The sequence below is a fragment of the Janthinobacterium sp. YR213 genome (assembly GCF_900099875.1).
In the GTDB taxonomy this organism is placed as follows: domain Bacteria; phylum Pseudomonadota; class Gammaproteobacteria; order Burkholderiales; family Burkholderiaceae_D; genus Janthinobacterium; species Janthinobacterium lividum.
Genome location: NZ_FNDA01000001.1, coordinates 2,040,469 through 2,057,262, shown reverse-complemented (window position 1 = coordinate 2,057,262; position 16,794 = coordinate 2,040,469). Strand labels below are relative to the sequence as shown.

General features: G+C 63.5%; 14 protein-coding genes. 10 read left to right on the top strand and 4 right to left on the bottom strand.

Annotated features, from left to right (window positions below; genetic code table 11):
- The first annotated feature begins 81 nt into the window (after positions 1–81).
- Positions 82–2,115, top strand: coding sequence for a GNAT family N-acetyltransferase (locus tag BLT98_RS09010; protein ID WP_092606613.1), 2,034 nt, complete (start codon positions 82–84; stop codon positions 2,113–2,115).
- Positions 2,116–2,176: 61 nt separating this feature from the next.
- On the opposite strand, the gene BLT98_RS09005 is transcribed toward BLT98_RS09010, so the two are convergent.
- On the bottom strand, positions 2,177–3,442 hold the full coding sequence (locus tag BLT98_RS09005; RefSeq protein WP_092606610.1) for a putative Na+/H+ antiporter: 1,266 nt from the start codon (positions 3,440–3,442) through the stop codon (positions 2,177–2,179).
- Between the two features lie 205 nt (positions 3,443–3,647).
- Here BLT98_RS09005 and imuA point away from each other — a divergent pair, with 205 nt between their 5' ends.
- From imuA to BLT98_RS08985, 4 genes are all read left to right on the top strand, one after another.
- The gene (gene imuA / locus BLT98_RS09000; RefSeq protein ID WP_092606606.1) at positions 3,648–4,358 is read left to right on the top strand and encodes a translesion DNA synthesis-associated protein ImuA; all 711 of its coding nucleotides are present in this window, start codon (positions 3,648–3,650) and stop codon (positions 4,356–4,358) included.
- Positions 4,288–5,775, top strand: coding sequence for a Y-family DNA polymerase (locus BLT98_RS08995; protein ID WP_092606603.1), 1,488 nt, complete (start codon positions 4,288–4,290; stop codon positions 5,773–5,775). Before imuA ends, BLT98_RS08995 begins: the two co-directional genes overlap by 71 nt.
- Before the next feature lie 81 nt (positions 5,776–5,856).
- A complete protein-coding gene (locus BLT98_RS08990) occupies positions 5,857–6,561 on the top strand; it encodes a glutathione S-transferase N-terminal domain-containing protein (RefSeq protein WP_092606600.1) in 705 nt (234 codons plus the stop codon).
- Positions 6,562–6,631: 70 nt separating this feature from the next.
- Positions 6,632–7,390 carry an alpha/beta hydrolase family protein gene (locus BLT98_RS08985; RefSeq protein ID WP_092606597.1) on the top strand — a complete coding sequence of 253 codons (759 nt, stop codon included), beginning with the start codon at positions 6,632–6,634 and terminating at the stop codon, positions 7,388–7,390.
- Between the two features lie 198 nt (positions 7,391–7,588).
- On the opposite strand, the gene BLT98_RS08980 is transcribed toward BLT98_RS08985, so the two are convergent.
- Positions 7,589–7,939, bottom strand: a complete 351-nt coding sequence (locus tag BLT98_RS08980; protein WP_034783462.1) for a hypothetical protein — start codon at positions 7,937–7,939, stop codon at positions 7,589–7,591.
- Between the two features lie 222 nt (positions 7,940–8,161).
- On the opposite strand from BLT98_RS08980, the gene BLT98_RS08975 reads away from it, so the two are divergent.
- The 5 genes from BLT98_RS08975 to coaD all read left to right on the top strand — a co-directional run bounded on the left by BLT98_RS08975 (position 8,162) and on the right by coaD (position 13,672).
- Entirely contained in the window at positions 8,162–8,623 is a 462-nt protein-coding gene (locus BLT98_RS08975; protein ID WP_092606594.1) for an Hsp20 family protein, read from the top strand.
- 259 nt (positions 8,624–8,882) lie between these two features.
- On the top strand, positions 8,883–10,397 hold the full coding sequence (locus BLT98_RS08970) for a Do family serine endopeptidase (RefSeq protein WP_092607108.1): 1,515 nt from the start codon (positions 8,883–8,885) through the stop codon (positions 10,395–10,397).
- Positions 10,398–10,426: 29 nt separating this feature from the next.
- On the top strand, positions 10,427–11,086 hold the full coding sequence (locus BLT98_RS08965; protein ID WP_034783312.1) for a response regulator: 660 nt from the start codon (positions 10,427–10,429) through the stop codon (positions 11,084–11,086).
- A gap of 2 nt (positions 11,087–11,088) precedes the next feature.
- Positions 11,089–12,423 (top strand): ATP-binding protein, encoded by a 1,335-nt coding sequence (locus BLT98_RS08960; RefSeq protein WP_046685864.1) that lies wholly within the window; start codon positions 11,089–11,091, stop codon positions 12,421–12,423.
- Positions 12,424–12,517: 94 nt separating this feature from the next.
- Positions 12,518–13,672 carry a pantetheine-phosphate adenylyltransferase gene (gene coaD / locus BLT98_RS08955; protein WP_092607105.1) on the top strand — a complete coding sequence of 385 codons (1,155 nt, stop codon included), beginning with the start codon at positions 12,518–12,520 and terminating at the stop codon, positions 13,670–13,672.
- Here the strand turns inward: coaD and BLT98_RS08950 are convergent.
- The gene (locus BLT98_RS08950; RefSeq protein ID WP_092606591.1) at positions 13,669–14,268 is read right to left on the bottom strand and encodes a 2-hydroxychromene-2-carboxylate isomerase; all 600 of its coding nucleotides are present in this window, start codon (positions 14,266–14,268) and stop codon (positions 13,669–13,671) included. The genes coaD and BLT98_RS08950 overlap by 4 nt on opposite strands.
- A gap of 86 nt (positions 14,269–14,354) precedes the next feature.
- Positions 14,355–16,553, bottom strand: a complete 2,199-nt coding sequence (locus tag BLT98_RS08945) for an OsmC domain/YcaO domain-containing protein (protein ID WP_092606588.1) — start codon at positions 16,551–16,553, stop codon at positions 14,355–14,357.
- Positions 16,554–16,794 lie beyond the last annotated feature (241 nt).

The window sequence follows — 16,794 nt, the reverse complement described above, 5'->3', positions numbered from 1 at the left end:
GCGCAGCGATGCGCATGTTGTCGACCTTGTTTTACCTCCTGCGAAGTTTATTGACACTCTCCTGCGGAAAATGGTGCGCCCATGAAAATAGATGACCTGGCCTCGAAACACGATCAAGCAAAGATCTTCAACCTGGAATACGAGTTCCGCATCAACCGGCTGAAACTCGATTACATCACCCTGGCCGATGTCCGGCCGGCCGGCAGCGACCTGGAACAGCTGGCCGTGGAGCACCAGGCGGGCATCGCGGCCCTGCGCAGCTTCGTCGCCCTGAATTTCAACCATTTCAATGCAGCAAGCTGCTCGTCGCTGAGCTGCATTCCCACGCGCGCGCTCGGCGACGATGAGCGCTACCTGCACCGCATCTGGATGGGCGGACCGTTGCCGGCCATCGCAGCCGAAGCGATCCAGCAGTGGGGCGCGGCGCTGGAAGCGGTGCGGCACAACGGCGGCGCGCCGTACGTCTCCATCCTGTGGGTGTGGGATGCGCAGCAGCTGCGCAATGACGAGCGCTTCAGCCCCACGGGCGGCGCCGGGCGCTACACGATAGGCCGCTACGCCATCGGCGGCACGACCCTGCATATCAATTCTCTGCGCGCGCTGGCGCTGGATTTCGCGCCGGCCCGCTTCGGCGTACTCGATACCCTGCATATGCAGCGCTACTTCGCCACCTTGTCCGATTATTTCCGCATCCTCATCATGTGCGAATACGGCGGCATGTATATGGATGTCGATACGATCCCGCACAATCCGGCGACGATTTTCCTGATGAAGCCGGAAGTGCCCGATTATTTCCAGCGCAAGGATGGCGACAGCGAAGAGCGCCAGCATGTCAGCTGGATGAATCTGTTTCTCGATGAAACGGGCATGCTGATCGCCAAGAAGAACGATGCCGCGCTGCGTGTGATCCAGCGCAATGTGAACATCGCCTATGCGGGTATCGATGCGCGGATTCCTCGTTCCTGCCCGCAATTCGAGGCGCAGCTGTTTGGCCAGTTCTATGCCGAATGGAAGAAAAACCTGGGCGTGACCCTGCTCAGCCATGCCGAGTTCTACCAGCGCTATTGCGTGCTGTATGACGGTGCGCGGGAAGCGGTGGCGGGCGGCATCCGGGGCATGCGCTTGCTGGACGATATCATTACCGACGTGCACATTCCCCTCAGTGACGAAGAACGGCGCGCGTATGCGCGCTGCGTCGCCAGGCTCGACGAAATCGGCTGGCAACTCGACGATCCTTTGATCCTGCCCAATATCGTCGACGTGTTCGACATCGAGGAAGTGCCGCGCATGGCGTATGCTGCCCAGCTACGGGCGGAGATCGATCATTTTCACTATTACTCGGTGCTGTCGGACGACCCGCAGCTGGACCGCGTGAATGGCGTCTTTTGCCGCTACCTGCTGGCCCACCGTTCGCAGCATATTGCCTCAGGCAACTTCTGGCGTCCCACCGTGGGCCGCCACGGCAGCCGCATGCCGGCCGCCGGCGATGCCGCCCCGCCAGGTGACGAGGTGCAGGCGGGACTGCTGTCGCATGCGCCGCTCACGCTGGTGTCGGGCGAGCTGCTGGGTGACGAGGCGAAGAACCGCATGGCGAAATTGCTGTTTGCCACCAGTTACCTGGAATACTGTTCGTTCGGCAATAAACTCAACCTGCAATTCGTTGAATTGCAGCGGCGGCAAAACATCGACCCGTACCTGGCGCACATCCATGGCCTGCATGACGAGGAAGGGCGTTTCATCGGCTTTTTCACGGCCGCGACGATGGCCGAGTTCCAGGCCTGCGGCGCCGTCTCGTATTACCGCGATGACATGAAGGCGCTCGACGATGCGTATGACGCCTTCGTGCTCGCGCATGCGCGCGCCGACGACTGTTTCGTCAGCAGCCTGGCGATCGACGAGAAATACCGGGGGCAGGGCCTGTTCCGGCAGATGTTCCATGAAATCCGCGACCTGGCCAGCCGCAAGGACTGTGCGCGCATCACCCTGACGGTATGGGAAAAGAGCGAAGCGCTGCAAGTGTATCTGCACAAGGGTTTTCGCAGCGTGGGCACGTTCGACTATGCCTACAGCCTGTTCTATGACCGGCTGCATTTCCTCGTGTATGAGGGAAACTGAGGAAGGTAACTGGGAGGGATTGGGGAAGCGGGGGCGGCAAGCAGCCGCCCCGTGATGCAACTTACAGCGCCAGGAAGGCCAGGCCCGCCACGGCCGTCGGCAGCAGGGCGCCGGCCAGCAGGCCGATGGCGCCGATCGATTCATCCTTGAAGCCTCGGCGCAGCAGGGCCACGCCGGCCGGGTTCGGCGCATTGGCGATGACGGTCAGGCCGCCGCCGGCCACGGCGCCGGCCATCAGCATGTATTTCGCTTCGTCCGTCATGCCGACGATCAGCGAACCGAGGTAAGTGAGGGCCGCATTGTCGGTAATGGCCGTCAAGCCCAGGGCGCCGAAGAACAGGGCCAGCGGTTTCAGGCTGGAAACGATGGGCTGCAGCCACCATTGCTGCATGCCGCCCAGTACCACCAGGCCGCCGAGGAAGAAGCCGACCAATAAACCCTCTTTCAGGATCAGCGGGCTTTGATAGCGCTCATACGCCTGCACGAAGCCGAGGAAGAACAGGAACAGGCCGATGAACAGCACGGGATGGTGCGCCAGGGCGACGACGCCGGCCAGCACGATCATGTGCACCAGGCTGACGGCCAGCGGCACTTTTGGCGCTTCCACTTCACCGGCCTTCGGCTTGATGTCGGAGGTGTTGCTGTGCAGGTATTTGCGCAGCAAAATGCTCACGCCCGTCGCGTTGACGAGGACGGCGATGGCCGCCTTCCAGCCGAAGTGGGTGGCCATGTAGGCGCTATCCCAGTTCCACGTGGTGGCCACCATCAGCACGGGCGGCGCCGCGTACGAGGTGAGCGTGCCGCCGATGGAAACGTTGACGAACAGCACGCCCAGCGCGCCGTATTTCAGCCATTCAGGGATGCCCGGGCGGAAGATTTGCGGTGCCAGCATCAGCGCGGCCAGGGTCATGGCGGCCGGTTCCGTGATCAACGAACCCGTCAGGGGCACAAGCGCCAGGCCCAGCCAGACTAGGGCCAGTTCCGTGCGCAGCGGCATCACGCGCGCCACGCCTTTCAACAGGCGCTGCACGGCGTCGAGCACGGGGCGCGAGGCAGCCACGACCATGACGACAAAGACGAACAGCGGCTCCGTGTAATGGCGCGACTCGGCATACTCGATGGCAGCATCGCCGCCCGAGACAAAGGCCATGATGATGATCAAGATGAAGGCCCAGAAGCCGAACACGACTTCCACTTCGCCCAGCAAGTGCAGCAGGCCCGCATGGCGGGGGTGGCGCCGCGACAAGGTTTCAAACGACTTGGCGGCAAAGGTGTGGATGAGCGCAAGCCCGAAGACGATGGCGCTGATGATTTGGATGGTGGTCAAATGCGTTTCCTTTGGACGGAGGAAGCCGCCCGGTGCATTGCCGAGCGGTAAGGAGAGTGCTTATGGTACAGCAATCGATGTGAAAAACGGTGTTTTTCGGACGTGGCGGGACGTCCCCCGGGGAGCTGCGGCGCAGATAAGCCTTGCCAAAAGCGGGACTGGATAGTACTGTATATACATACAGTATTTATCTTCATATTCAATTATGCAACATTCCGAATTGATGGCCTCGCCGGAAGCCTTGCACCCGTCCCTGTGGCGCGCATCGCAGCTGGGGCAGGGCGCCACGCGCTGCCTGGATACGGGCTTTGCCGCCCTGTCCGCGCAGTTGCCCGGCGGCGGCTGGCCCAGCGGCAACCTCATCGATCTGCTGGTGCAGCAGCCGGGCAGCGGCGAATTGCGGCTGCTGGCGCCCGCGCTGGCGCAACTGCCGGGCTTGCCCATCGTGCTGCTGCAGCCGCCCCATCCGCCGCAGGCGCTTGCCTTGGCCGCGCAGGGGCTGGCGCCGTCGCAATTGCTGTGGTTAAAGAGCGCCAGCAGCAAGGATGCCTTGTGGGCGGCGGAAAATATCTTGCGCAGCGGTAGTTGCGGCGCCTTGCTGTTCTGGCAGCCGCATGTGCGCGCCGACAGCCTGCGCCGGCTGCACCTGGCCGCGCAGTCCGGCAACACCCTGTTTTGCATGCTGCGCCCGCTGCACGGCGCGCAGGATGCGTCGCCGGCGCCGCTGCGGCTGTCCGTGCGCCCGGCCGCCGGCGGCATCGAGATCGGCTTCATCAAGCGCCGGGGACCGCAGCGCGACGCGCCCCTGTTCCTGCCCCTGCAACCTCCTTCATTACTGCTACGCCATGCGACTCTGGATCGGCCTGTGCCTGCCCCGGCTCCCGCTCGAAGTGTTTTGCCCGCGCTGGTCGGTTGACAGCCTCGGCGTGGTGCTGGAACAGGAGCAAGTGATGGCCGTGTCGCCGCTGGCGCGGGCGGCCGGCATCCGGCCGGGCATGCGCCGCGCCGGTGCGCTGATGCTGGCGCCGCAGGCACGCCTGCACGAACGCTCTCCCGAACTGGAGGCGCAGGCCCTGCAAGCGGTGGCGCTGGCGCTGCTGCAATATTCGCCGCTGGTGGCGCAGGGCGAGGAAGCGACCCTGCTCGTCGATGCGGGCGCCAGCCTGCGCCTGTTCGGCGGCGTGCGCGCCCTGTGCCGGCAAATCGCGGCCAGCTTGCGCGCGCTGGGCTACACGGCCCAGCTGTCCTGCGCCCCCACGGCGCGCGGCGCCTGGCTGCTGGCGCGCGCCGGGACGCGCCGGGGCCGGACATTGAGCATGGCCAGCCTGGTACGCCGCCTCGACCGCCTGCCGTGCGCCTTGCTGCCGCCGGCGCGCCCCTACCTGGAATGGCTGGACGGCATCGGCTGCCGCACCCTGGGGCAGCTGCGCCACTTGCCCCGGCCCGGCTTGCAGCGCCGCTGCGGCGGGGCCTTGCTGGACATGCTCGACGATGCGCATGGCCACGGCACGGAACTGTACCTGTGGCTCGAAGCGCCACCCACGTTCCGCGCCAGCCTGGAATTGTTCGACCGCGTGGAGCACGCCGACGCGCTGCTGTTCGGCGCGCGCCGGCTGCTGCAGCAAATGACGGGCTGGCTGTGCGCGCGGCAATTTGCCGTCGAGCGCATTCAATTGTTGCTGGCGCACGAGCGGGGCCGGGTGGCGCGTGCGCCCACCGTCATCGACCTGGCGCTGGGCGAGGCCGTCTGGCGCGACGAGCACCTGGTGCGCCTGCTCAAGGAACGCCTGGCGCAGCTGGCGCTGGACGCACCCGTGATCGGCCTCACGCTGGAAGCGCTGCAGGTGCAGCCGATGGCGCCGCCCAGCGACACCCTGTTTCCCGAACCGGGCGGCACGCCGCAAGAGCGCCAGCGCTTGATGGAATTGCTGGTGGCGCGCCTGGGCACGGACAATGTCTTGCAGGCCGCGCCGCGCGCCGATTACCGTCCCGAGGCAGCCAATCAGTGGCTGCCGCTGCCTGCCAAGGCCGGCGGCAGAAACGCGGTGCCGGACTTGCCGCCCGGCTTGCCCGGCATGCCCCGTCCCGGCTGGCTGCTGGCCCAGCCCATCGCCCTCCTGATGCGCGAACACCGGCCATTCTATGGCTCGCCCCTGAAAATGGTGTCTGTCGCCGAGCGCATCGAAGCGGGCTGGTGGGGCCAGTCGCAGGCGCGCGATTACTTCATCGCCGAAGGCCTCGACCATGCGCACTACTGGGTCTATCGTGAACGCATCGCCGGCAGCGGAGAAGATGCCGCGCCGCGCTGGTTCTTGCATGGCTTGTTTGGCTGAATGCGCTGTCCTGCTGAAACTGCCATGCTTGGCTATACTGGCTTCCCGGCGCCGCATCTTTAATTGAAATGAAGGATATCCATGACACAGCTTTCCGACTTCCCCATCACCCAAAAATGGCCTGCCCGGCATCCCGAGCGCCTGCAACTGTACTCGCTGCCGACGCCGAACGGCATCAAGGTCTCGATCCTGCTGGAAGAGCTGGGCCTGGCGTACGAGCCGCACCTGGTCAGCTTCGAGCAGAATGACCAGCTGTCGCCCGCCTTCCTGTCCCTCAATCCGAACAACAAGATTCCCGCCATCCTCGACCCGGACGGTCCCGATGGCAAGCCGCTGGCCCTGTTCGAGTCGGGCGCCATCCTGCTGTACCTGGCCGAAAAGACGCGCAAGTTCATCCCCCAGGACGCAGGCCTGCGCTATGAAACGATACAGTGGCTGATGTTCCAGATGGGCGGCATCGGCCCCATGTTCGGCCAGGTGGGCTTCTTCCATAAATTCGCCGGCAAGGATTACGAGGACAAGCGGCCGCTGGAACGCTATATCGGCGAGGCCAAGCGCCTGCTGGGCGTGCTCGAGCAGCGCCTGCAGGGCCGCGACTGGATCATGGGTAGCCAGTACACGATTGCCGACATCGCCATCTTCCCGTGGGTGCGCTGCCTGGTGGGTTTCTATGGTGCGGGCGACCTCGTCGGCTTTGGCAATTTCCCGCATGTGCAGCGCGCGCTGGACGCGTTTCTGGCCAGGCCAGCCGTTGCCAAAGGAGTCAATATTCCCAAGCGGGATTAAAGCAGGAAGTGGCCGGGCGGCGCTACAATGCGCCATCGGCCGCCCTGCGCGGCAGCTTTGATCTGAGACAATGAAATCCACCCGGCAAGATTTTCCCGGCGCGCACGGCCATGTGCTGGCGGCGCGCCTCGATGCGCCCGATGGCGCCATCCGCGCATATGCGCTGTTCGCCCACTGTTTTACCTGCGGCAAGGACGTGCTGGCCGCGCGGCGCATCGCGCAAGGTCTCACGGAACACGGCATCGCCGTGCTGCGCTTCGACTTCACGGGACTGGGGGCCAGCGAGGGCGAGTTTGCCGCCACCAATTTCTCGTCGAACGTCGACGACCTGGTCGCCGCCGCTGATTTCATGCGGGCAAAACATGCCGCGCCGCAATTGCTGATCGGCCATAGCCTGGGCGGCGCGGCCGTGCTGGCCGCTGCCGCGCAAGTGCCGGAAGCGACCGCCATCGCCACCCTGGCCGCACCCAGCACGCCCGCCTACGTGACGCGCATGTTCAGCGAGCACCTGGAGCAAATCGCCGCCGAAGGCGAAGCGCTGGTGCAGCTGGAGGGGCGGCCTTTCCGCATCCGCCAGCAATTCGTCGACGACGCGGGCAGCCACAGCCTCAAGACCCACATCACCGGCCTGCGCCGCGCCCTGCTGGTGATGCACGCGCCGAACGACACGACGGTGAGCCTGTCGAACGCGATGGATATCTTTACGGCCGCCAAGCACCCGAAAAGCTTCGTTTCGCTCGACGATGCCGACCATCTGTTGACGGGGCGCGATGACGCGGCCTACGTTGCCAACGTGATCGCCGCCTGGAGCGCGCGTTATTTGAACTAAGCTGAACTAATCTGTCGCCCATGAAAAACGCCGCGGTAGCAGAAGCTGGCGCGGCGCGGATACTATTGGTACTTTACAACACCTGACAAAATCGTAGCGAGCGGCAGTGATTTGTGGCCGAGAAGCGCAGCCGTGCTAAAGCACGGTGAGCATCGCCGGCCGCAAAGCGCGACGCGCAGTAGATTTGGTCAGGTGTTCTCAGTCTTCGTCAAATTCGGCGGATAGATCCTTCCAGCCCTTGCTTACGGCAAAGGCCGAAAATTCCTCGGGCGCTTCCAGAACGATCAGTTTCTTGTCTTGCAAGCCAAGGTCGCCGTGGCCGAAGTCGGGGCCTACGTAGCCGAGGCTGCGCAAGCGCGCTAGGATGTGGCCGACCAGGGTCTTGTCCTTATAGGCACCCGCTTCGAGCGGGGCGGCGAAATCGACGTAGACGTCGATGATGCCGTAGCCTTCGTCGAAGATGCGGATGGCCTTGATGTCGTGGGCACGGCCGGAGCCGTCGGTGGCCTTGAAGGGGCCGCTGAGCTGGATGTCGGTGTCATTGTTCATGCCGCCAGCATACACCAAAAGCCGGTGCCGCATGGGGGACGCCATGCAAAATCCCCTTGGGCTGGCCATGTAAAAATTTCTTACAAATTTGGCGGCGTCTGGGGCGCTTTTCGCCAATTTCAAGGCCTTGAAAGGGGCTGGAGAGGCCGTATATCGGTAACAAGCGGATGCTCATGGTGAGGTCCGCCCCTCTTATCGCTTCATTTGAAAAGGATATTTATTATGCGTACTTTTGACCTTGCTCCCCTGTACCGTTCTGCCATTGGCTTTGACCGCCTGGCACAGCTGCTCAATGAACAGCGCGCCGATGCGCAACCGAGCTATCCGCCGTACAACATCGAACTGGTGTCGGAAGATAAATACCGCATCGTGATGGCATTGGCCGGCTTCTCGCGTGAAGAGATCGACATCATCACCGAACGCGATTCCCTGCACGTCACGGGCCGCAAGCAGAAAGATGGCGTCGAGCGCACCTTCTTGCACCGTGGCATCGCTGCCCGCGATTTCGAACAGCGTTTCCAGCTAGCCAACCACGTGAAAGTCACGGGCGCCACGTTTGAAAACGGCATGCTGACCATCGACCTGGTGCGCGAAGTGCCAGAAGCGCTGAAACCGCGCAAGATCGAGATCGGCTCCGGCAGCGGCGCCACCGTCAGCGCGCTGGAACAGCGTCAGGCGGCCTGATCTGATCGTGGCGCCCTCCGGGCGCCCGGGCAGGTTCCTTTCATGCAGTAAAATACTGGCCGGTTGATCCGGCCAGTGTCACGTCCGGAGCCCGTTCGGGCCCTTCATCGCCCGCCATGCGCGGTGCGCGCGGCACGCAAGATTAAACCATGCTTAAAGGCGCAAATGCCTGTTTCCAAATAGAAAAATGTTAAGCACCGCCTAAGACTCGTGGCCCAATATTGCATACATCAAAATCTCATTGAATGAGGAGCAATTCATGGAACAGCAAACGAATACCGCATCCCTGAAAATCAAACGCACCGTAGCCGCGCTGGCCGCGATCGGTGTGCTGGGCGCCGGTGGCGCCATGGTGGTGCATCAGAACAATGCCGGCGCGAATGCCGCAGCGGCTGCGGCCGCCCCCGTGGCAGCGGCAGTCGCGCCCGCCACCGCCGCCGCGCCGCTGGTGGCCTTGCCCGACTTTAGCCAGATCGCCGCGCGCAACAGCCCGGCCGTCGTCAACATCAGCGTCACGGGCAGCACCAAGGTGGCCTATGACCCGTCGGCCCAGGCCGGCAACGACGATTTCGGCAACGACCCCTTCTTCGAGTTCTTCCGCCGCTTCCAGGGACCGCAAGGCGGGCAGCGCGGTGGCCGCGACGTGCCCACGCATGGCCTCGGTTCCGGCTTCATCGTCAGTCCGGACGGCATCATCATGACGAATGCCCACGTGGTGCGCGATGCGCGCGAAGTGACCGTCAAGCTGAACGACCGCCGCGAATTCCGCGCCAAGGTGCTCGGCACGGATCCGAAGACCGATATCGCCGTGCTGAAGATCGACGCCAACAACCTGCCCATCGTGCCGCTCGGCCATTCCAGCGACCTGAAAGTGGGCGAGTGGGTGCTGGCCATCGGTTCGCCATACGGCTTCGACAGCACGGTGACGGCCGGCGTCGTCAGCGCCAAGGGCCGTTCCTTGCCGGACGACAGCAATGTGCCGTTCATCCAGACTGACGTGGCGGTGAACCCCGGCAACTCGGGCGGCCCGCTGTTCAACACGCGCGGCGAAGTGGTCGGTATCAATTCGCAGATCTACAGCCAGACGGGCGGCTTCCAGGGCCTGTCGTTCGCCATCCCCATCGACCTGGCCGGCCGCATCAAGGACCAGATCGTCGCCACGGGCAAGGCCAGCCATGCCAAGCTGGGCGTGACGGTGCAGGAAGTCAATCAGGGCTTTGCCGACTCGTTCAAGCTGGCCACGCCGGAAGGCGCGCTGGTGGCCAACGTGGAGCGGGGCAGCCCGGCCGACAAGGCGGGCCTGAAATCGGGCGACGTGGTGCGCAAGGTGAATGGCCAGCGCATCATCGGTTCTGCCGACCTGCCGGCGCTGGTGGGCACCTCTTTGCCAGGCGACAAGATCAGCATGGATGTCTGGCGTGACGGCAAGATCGTCAGCCTGACGGCGACCCTGGGCAATGCGGCCGACAAGGTGGCCGAAGTGGCGAAGAGCGACAGCGCCGCCGGCAAGGTAAAGCTGGGCCTGGCCCTGCGTCCGTTACAATCGGATGAAAAACGCGAGGCGGGCATCAGCGCCGGCCTGCTGGTGGAAGACGCGGGCGGCGCCGCCGCGAATGCCGGAGTGCAGCCGGGCGACGTGCTATTGTCGGTGAATGGCCGTCCCGTCAACACGGTCGAGCAGGTGCGCGACGTGGTGGAAAAATCCGCCAAGTCGGTGGCCTTGCTGATACAGCGGGGACCGGACAAGATATTCATTCCCGTGCGTTTGGGCTGAAAACAAGAGTAACTAGAGAGAGGCAAGCCATGCGCTTATTGCTGGTAGAAGACGATACGATGATCGGCGAGGTGGTGCTCGACTTGCTGCGCGCCGAGCATTACGCGGTGGACTGGGTCAAGGATGGCGACATGGCCGATACGGCCCTGCAGACGCAGACCTACGACCTGGTGCTGCTGGACCTGGGCCTGCCCCGCAAGGATGGCCTCGACGTGCTGCGCTCGATGCGTTTGCGCAAGCTCGACACGCCCGTGCTGGTCGCCACGGCGCGCGACGCCATCGAGCAGCGCATCGCCGGCCTCGACGCGGGCGCCGACGATTACGTGCTCAAGCCGTATGACCTCGACGAGTTGCTGGCGCGCATACGCGCCCTGCTGCGGCGCGCCTCGGGGCGGCCGGAACCGATCTTCGAGCACCAGGGCGTGAGTATCAATCCGCTGACGCGCGAAGTGATCGCCGAGGGCCATCCCGTCAACCTGTCGGCGCGCGAATGGGCCGTGCTGGAAGCGCTGATCGCGCGTCCCGGCATCGTGCTGTCGCGCGCGCAGCTGGAAGAAAAGCTGTACAGCTGGAAGGATGAAGTCAACAGCAATGCCGTGGAAGTGTATATCCACGGCTTGCGCAAGAAGCTGGGCAGCGATCTGATCCAGAACGTGCGCGGCCTCGGTTACATGGTGCCCAAGGCATGAGGATGAAGGTCACGGTGACGCACTCGCTGCGCGGCCGCCTGCTGTGGTTTTTGCTGGCGGCCATCATCATGGCGGCCCTGGCGCAGGCGTCGATCGCCTACCGCAGCGCCCTGTACGACGCCGACCAGATTTTTGACTATCACATGCAGCAGATGGCCCTGTCGCTGCGCTCCGGTGCGCCGCTGGCCAACCATGCGCAAGCCTTGCCTGCCGACCCCGTCAACAACGACATGGTGGTGCAGGTATGGACGCCGGACGGCGTGCAGGTGTTCCGCTCGATCACGCGCGCGGAATTGCCGCAGCGCGCCGTGCTGGGCTTTTCCAACGTGAAGGCCAACGGCACGACCTACCGCATCTTCTCCGTGCAAACCAGTTCCCAGACCGTGCAGATTGCCCAGGACATGGCCGTGCGCAAGCGCATGGCCGGCAGCCTGGCGCTGCGCACGGTGGGCCCGATCGCGCTGATGGCGCCGATTCTGATGCTGGTGGTCTGGTGGGTCGTCAGCGGCTCGCTGGCGCCCGTCTCGCGCGTGCGCAAGCAGGTGGCGGCGCGCCAGGCGGACGATCTGTCGCCCGTCTCGGAAGCGGGCTTGCCCGATGAGGTGCGGCCCCTGGTGCATGAACTGAATCTGCTGTTCGGCCGCGTGAAGACGGCGTTCGACGCGCAGCAGCATTTCGTTGCCGACGCCGCGCATGAATTGCGCACGCCGCTGGCGGCCCTGAAGCTGCAGGTATTGAGCCTGGAGCGGGCCGAATCGGAAGAAAAGCGCAGCCTGGCGATCAGCCGCGTGAGCGCCGGCATCGAGCGGGCAACGCGCCTGGTCGAGCAGTTGCTGGTGCTGGCGCGCCAGGAAGCCAGTGCCGCCAGCGGCGACCAGCTGCAGGCGGTGGACTTGAACGATGTCGTCAAGCGGGCGCTGGGCGACATGGCCGGCATCGCGCAGGCGCGCAAGATCGACCTGGGCCTGCACCACATGGATGCGGCCAAGGTGGCGGGGCAGGCCGATGCGCTCAACATCATGCTGCGCAATCTGGTCGACAACGCCATCAAGTACACGCCGCAGGGCGGCACGGTCGACATCGACCTGCGCGCCAGCCCCGTCGGCGTGACCTTGTCCGTGGAAGACAGCGGCCCCGGCATCCCGCCCGAAGAGCGCGAGCGCGTCTTCAGCCGCTTCTACCGCGTGCCCGGCACGGATGCCAACGGCAGCGGCCTGGGGCTGGCCATCATCAAGGCCATCGCCGAGCGCCACGGCGCGCGCCTGGTGCTGGACAAGTCCGAGCGCCTGGGCGGCCTGTGCGTGCGCGTGGAATTCCCGCAAGCCGTGAAAAAATAACGTTTTGATCATGATCTTTGGCATGTTGCATTGACGCGCGCGCCGCTGGCATATATTGTCTGCGCAATAAGCATTCAAGCAAATGGAGCGCAGCATGCAGAAGATCGGCTTTTCAGGAACCCTCGACCCCATCACCAACGGCCACATGTGGGTGATCGGCGAAGCGCGCTCGCTCGCCGACGAGGTGATCGTGTTCCTGTCGCAAAACCCCGCCAAGAAGCCGCAATTCCCCGCCGAAGACCGCAAGCGCATCATCGAGCAGAGCGCGCGCGAGTGCGGCTGGGACAATGTGCAGGTGGTCATCGTCAAGGGTGACTACACGGCGCGCGCGGCGAAAAAGCATGGCTGCGACTACCTGATCCGCGGCATCCGCACGACGGCCGATTTCGACTATGAAAACCTGATCCAGCAAACCAATGTGGACGTGCTGCAGGGCGCCAAGACGATTTTCGTCATGCCGCCGCGCGACCTCGGTTCCGTCAGTTCCAGCTTCGTCAAGGCGCTGGAAGGTCCCGTCGGCTGGAACTGGACCATGAAGAAATTCGTCCCCGGCCCGGCGTACCAGGCGTGGATACTCGACTGCCTGCGCAAGGAGTGGGAAGCGCTGTGGAATTACGCGACAGCCTCGCAAGCGGATATCGCGCTGGCGGATCACTGGTTCGCCCACCTGACGGGGCCGCAGGCGTATGGCGGCGCGGACCGCCACTATCACAACCTCGACCACCTGGTGCACGGCTTGTCCGAGATCCGCGTGTGGGCCGACAATACCTTTGCGCCCAAGCGCGACAGCGCGCTGGTCAAGAAGGCGTTCTGGTTCCACGACGCCGTTTACAGCCACGACGACGACGCCCTGTATTCGAGCGAAGAGGCGAGCGCCCAGCTGTGGCTGGCGAGCGGCCTCGATGCGGGCGACAACCTCGATGTGGCGCAATTGATACGCGTCACCGACCATTTCCAGGGCCCCGGCATCAGCCACGCGCTGAAGGACGCCATGCTCAGCGCCGACCTGGCCATCCTGGGCCAGGATGACGAGGTGTACCAGGCCTACACGCAAGCCATCGGCCGCGAATACGCGCACGTGGACCCGGTGCGCTTCAACGAGCAGCGGGGCCTGGCCCTGCAGCATTTGTGCGGCAAGGCGCAGGCGGGCCAGCTGTTTGGCGATGCGTACTTTGCCGACCAGTACAACGAGCGGGCAATCGAGAACATGCAGAAAGAGATCGCGGCGCTGGCGGGGAGTGGGGTTTAACAGCGGCTGGCTACCGCATGCAGCAGTGCATCCTCGAGCCGATCATTGCCCCAGAATAATTCCCCAGCGCTGACGAAGCTGGGGGCGCCGAACAGGTTCAGCGCTTGTGCCTGCTCGGTCTGGCGGCGCAGCCGCAGCTTGTTGTCCGATGTCACAGCCATCGCCAGAACGGTGCGCGCATCGAGGCCCAGCCCCTCCAGGGCTTCGCTGACGGCTTCGAGGTTGTCGATGTTGCGGTCTTCGGCGAAATTCATCGTCATCATGCGGCGCGCAAACGGGGCGATCCAGCCCTGGTCCGCGCCGATCAGCGCCACGCGCATGGGCAGCAGGGCTGTGCGGGGGAAGGAACTCGGTTGCTGCCATGGCAATGCGTACTTTTCGCACTGGCGCGCCATGTCGCGCCACGTGTAGTCGCCCTTGAGTTTTTGCAAGATGAAGGGCGATGTCTCCCAGCCCAGCGCCTTGAAGACGACGCCCAGCAGGAAGGGTTTCCAGATCACATGCACCTTCTTTTCACGCGCCAGCGCGTCGATGCGCATGGCGCTCAGGTAGCTGTAGTTGCTGCCGAAATCGAACCAGAATTCCAGTGTGGCCATGGTCTCTTTTCCATGCGGTCGCGCAGGGTTGATTCCTGCGCCGGGGCGCGAAGGCGCGACTGCCGCGCCGGCCCCCGCTTGTCGTCCTAGCGGGCCGCCGCCTTGGCGCGCGCCGCGTGCAATTTCTTGAAGCTGTCGATCAGGCGCTGGTGCCGGTCGAGGCCTTCCAGTTGCATGCTGGTCGGGGTCAGGCCGAAGAAGCGCACGCTGCCGTTCACCGAGCCCAGCACCGCGTCCATGCGGGCGTCGCCAAACATGCGGCGGAAATTGACCACGTAATCGTCCAGCTCCAGCTCGTCGTCCAGTTCCACTTCCAGCACCACGTTCAAGGCTTGATAGAACAGTTTGCGCTCGAGCGTGTTGTCGTTGTACTGCAAGAAGGTTTCCACCAGTTCCTTTGCTTCCTCGAACTGCTGCAGGGCCAGATGAATCAGCAGCTTCAATTCCAGGGTCGTCAGCTGGCCCCACACCGTATTTTCGTCGAACTCGATGCCGATCAGGGTGGCGATGTCGCCGTACTCGTCGAGCTCGCTGTTTTCCAGGCGGTCGAGCAAGTCTTCCAGGCTGGCATCGTCCAGGCCATGCAGGTTCAGGATGTCGGCGCGGAACAGCAGCGCCTTGTTGGTGTTGTCCCAGATCAAATCCTCGACCGGATATACCTCGGAATAACCGGGCACGAGGATACGACAGGCCTTGGCGCCCAGCTGGTCATACTCGGCCGTGTACACTTCCTTGCCCATGCCGGCGAGGATGCCGAACAGGGTCGCCGCTTCCTCGGCATTCGAGTTCTCGCCGTGGCCGGAAAAATCCCACTCGACAAAATCGTAATCGGCCTTGGCGCTGAAGAAGCGCCACGAGACGATGCCGCTGGAATCGATGAAGTGTTCGACGAAGTTATTCGGCTCGGTGACGGCTTCGCTGGCAAACGTCGGTTGCGGCAAGTCGTTCAAGCCTTCAAAACTGCGGCCCTGCAGCAATTCCGTCAGGCTGCGCTCGAGCGCCACTTCCAGGCTCGGGTGCGCGCCGAACGAGGCAAACACGCCGCCCGTGCGCGGGTTCATCAGGGTGACGCACATCACCGGGTACACGCCGCCCAGCGACGCATCTTTGACCAGCACGGGGAAACCCTGTTCTTCCAGGCCGACGATGCCGGCCAGGATGCCCGGATACTTCGCCAGCACTTCCTGCGGCACGTCGGGCAGGGCGATTTCGCCTTCGAGGATTTCGCGCTTGACGGCCCGCTCAAAAATTTCCGACAGACATTGCACCTGCGCTTCGACGAGGGTATTGCCGGCGCTCATGCCATTGCTGACGTACAGGTTTTCGATCAGGTTGGACGGGAAATACACGACCTCGCCGTCAGACTGCCGCACATACGGCAACGAGCAGATGCCGCGCTCGGCATTGCCGGAGTTGGTGTCGATCAGGTGCGAGCCGCGCAGCTCGCCATCGGCATCATAGATGTCGCGGCAGTAGGCATCGAGAATCTCCTTCGGCAGCGCATCCTTGCGGCCCGGCTTGAACCAGCGCTCGTTCGGGTAATGGACAAACTCCGCGTTGGCGATGTCGTTACCCCAGAACGATCCCGCGTAGAAATGGTTGTTGCTGAGGCGCTCGATATACTCGCCCAGGGCCGACGCCAGCGCGCTTTCCTTGGTCGCGCCCTTGCCATTGGTGAAACACATGGGCGAATGCGCATCGCGGATATGCAGCGACCATACATTCGGAATGATGTTGCGCCACGAGGCGATTTCAATCTTGATGCCCAGGCCCGCCAGGAGGCTGGACATATTGGCGATGGTCTGTTCCAGCGGCAAGTCCTTGCCGACGATATAGGTATTCGTCCCAGGGGCGGGATTCAGGGCCAGCAAGGCCTGGGCATCGGCGTCCAGGTTCTCCACCTCTTCAATCACGAATTCGGGGCCTGTTTGCACCACTTTTTTTACCGTGCAACGGTCGATCGAGCGCAGGATGCCCTGGCGGTCCTTGGCCGAGATATCGGCCGGCAACTCGACCTGGATCTTGAAAATCTGCTGATAGCGGTTTTCAGGATCGACAATATTGTTTTGCGACAAACGGATATTTTCAGTGGAAATATTGCGCGTATCGCAATACAACTTCACGAAGTAGGCCGCGCACAGTGCCGATGATGCCAAAAAGTAATCGAACGGGCCTGGCGCCGAGCCATCGCCCTTGTAGCGGATGGGCTGGTCGGCGATGACCGTAAAATCGTCGAACTTGGCTTCGAGACGCAGCTTGTCGAGAAAGTTGACTTTAATTTCCATGAGGTAATCCAATACTGTGCTTATGAGTTAGCCGCTATTATCCGTGCTTTCCGCCGCAGGGCAAAGATTGTTCGCGGCGGCGGGGCTGGCGGGGAGCCGCCGGGGGCCGGAAACGCGAATGTGTGCGAAAAACATTGGGCTGATGCCTTCTCCGTGCATGCGGGTGATCGCCCATCGGCGGTCACCGGTGTTTTCGTGACAATGCATGAGTTTTTCGGATTGATAATTGGCTATCCTCCAT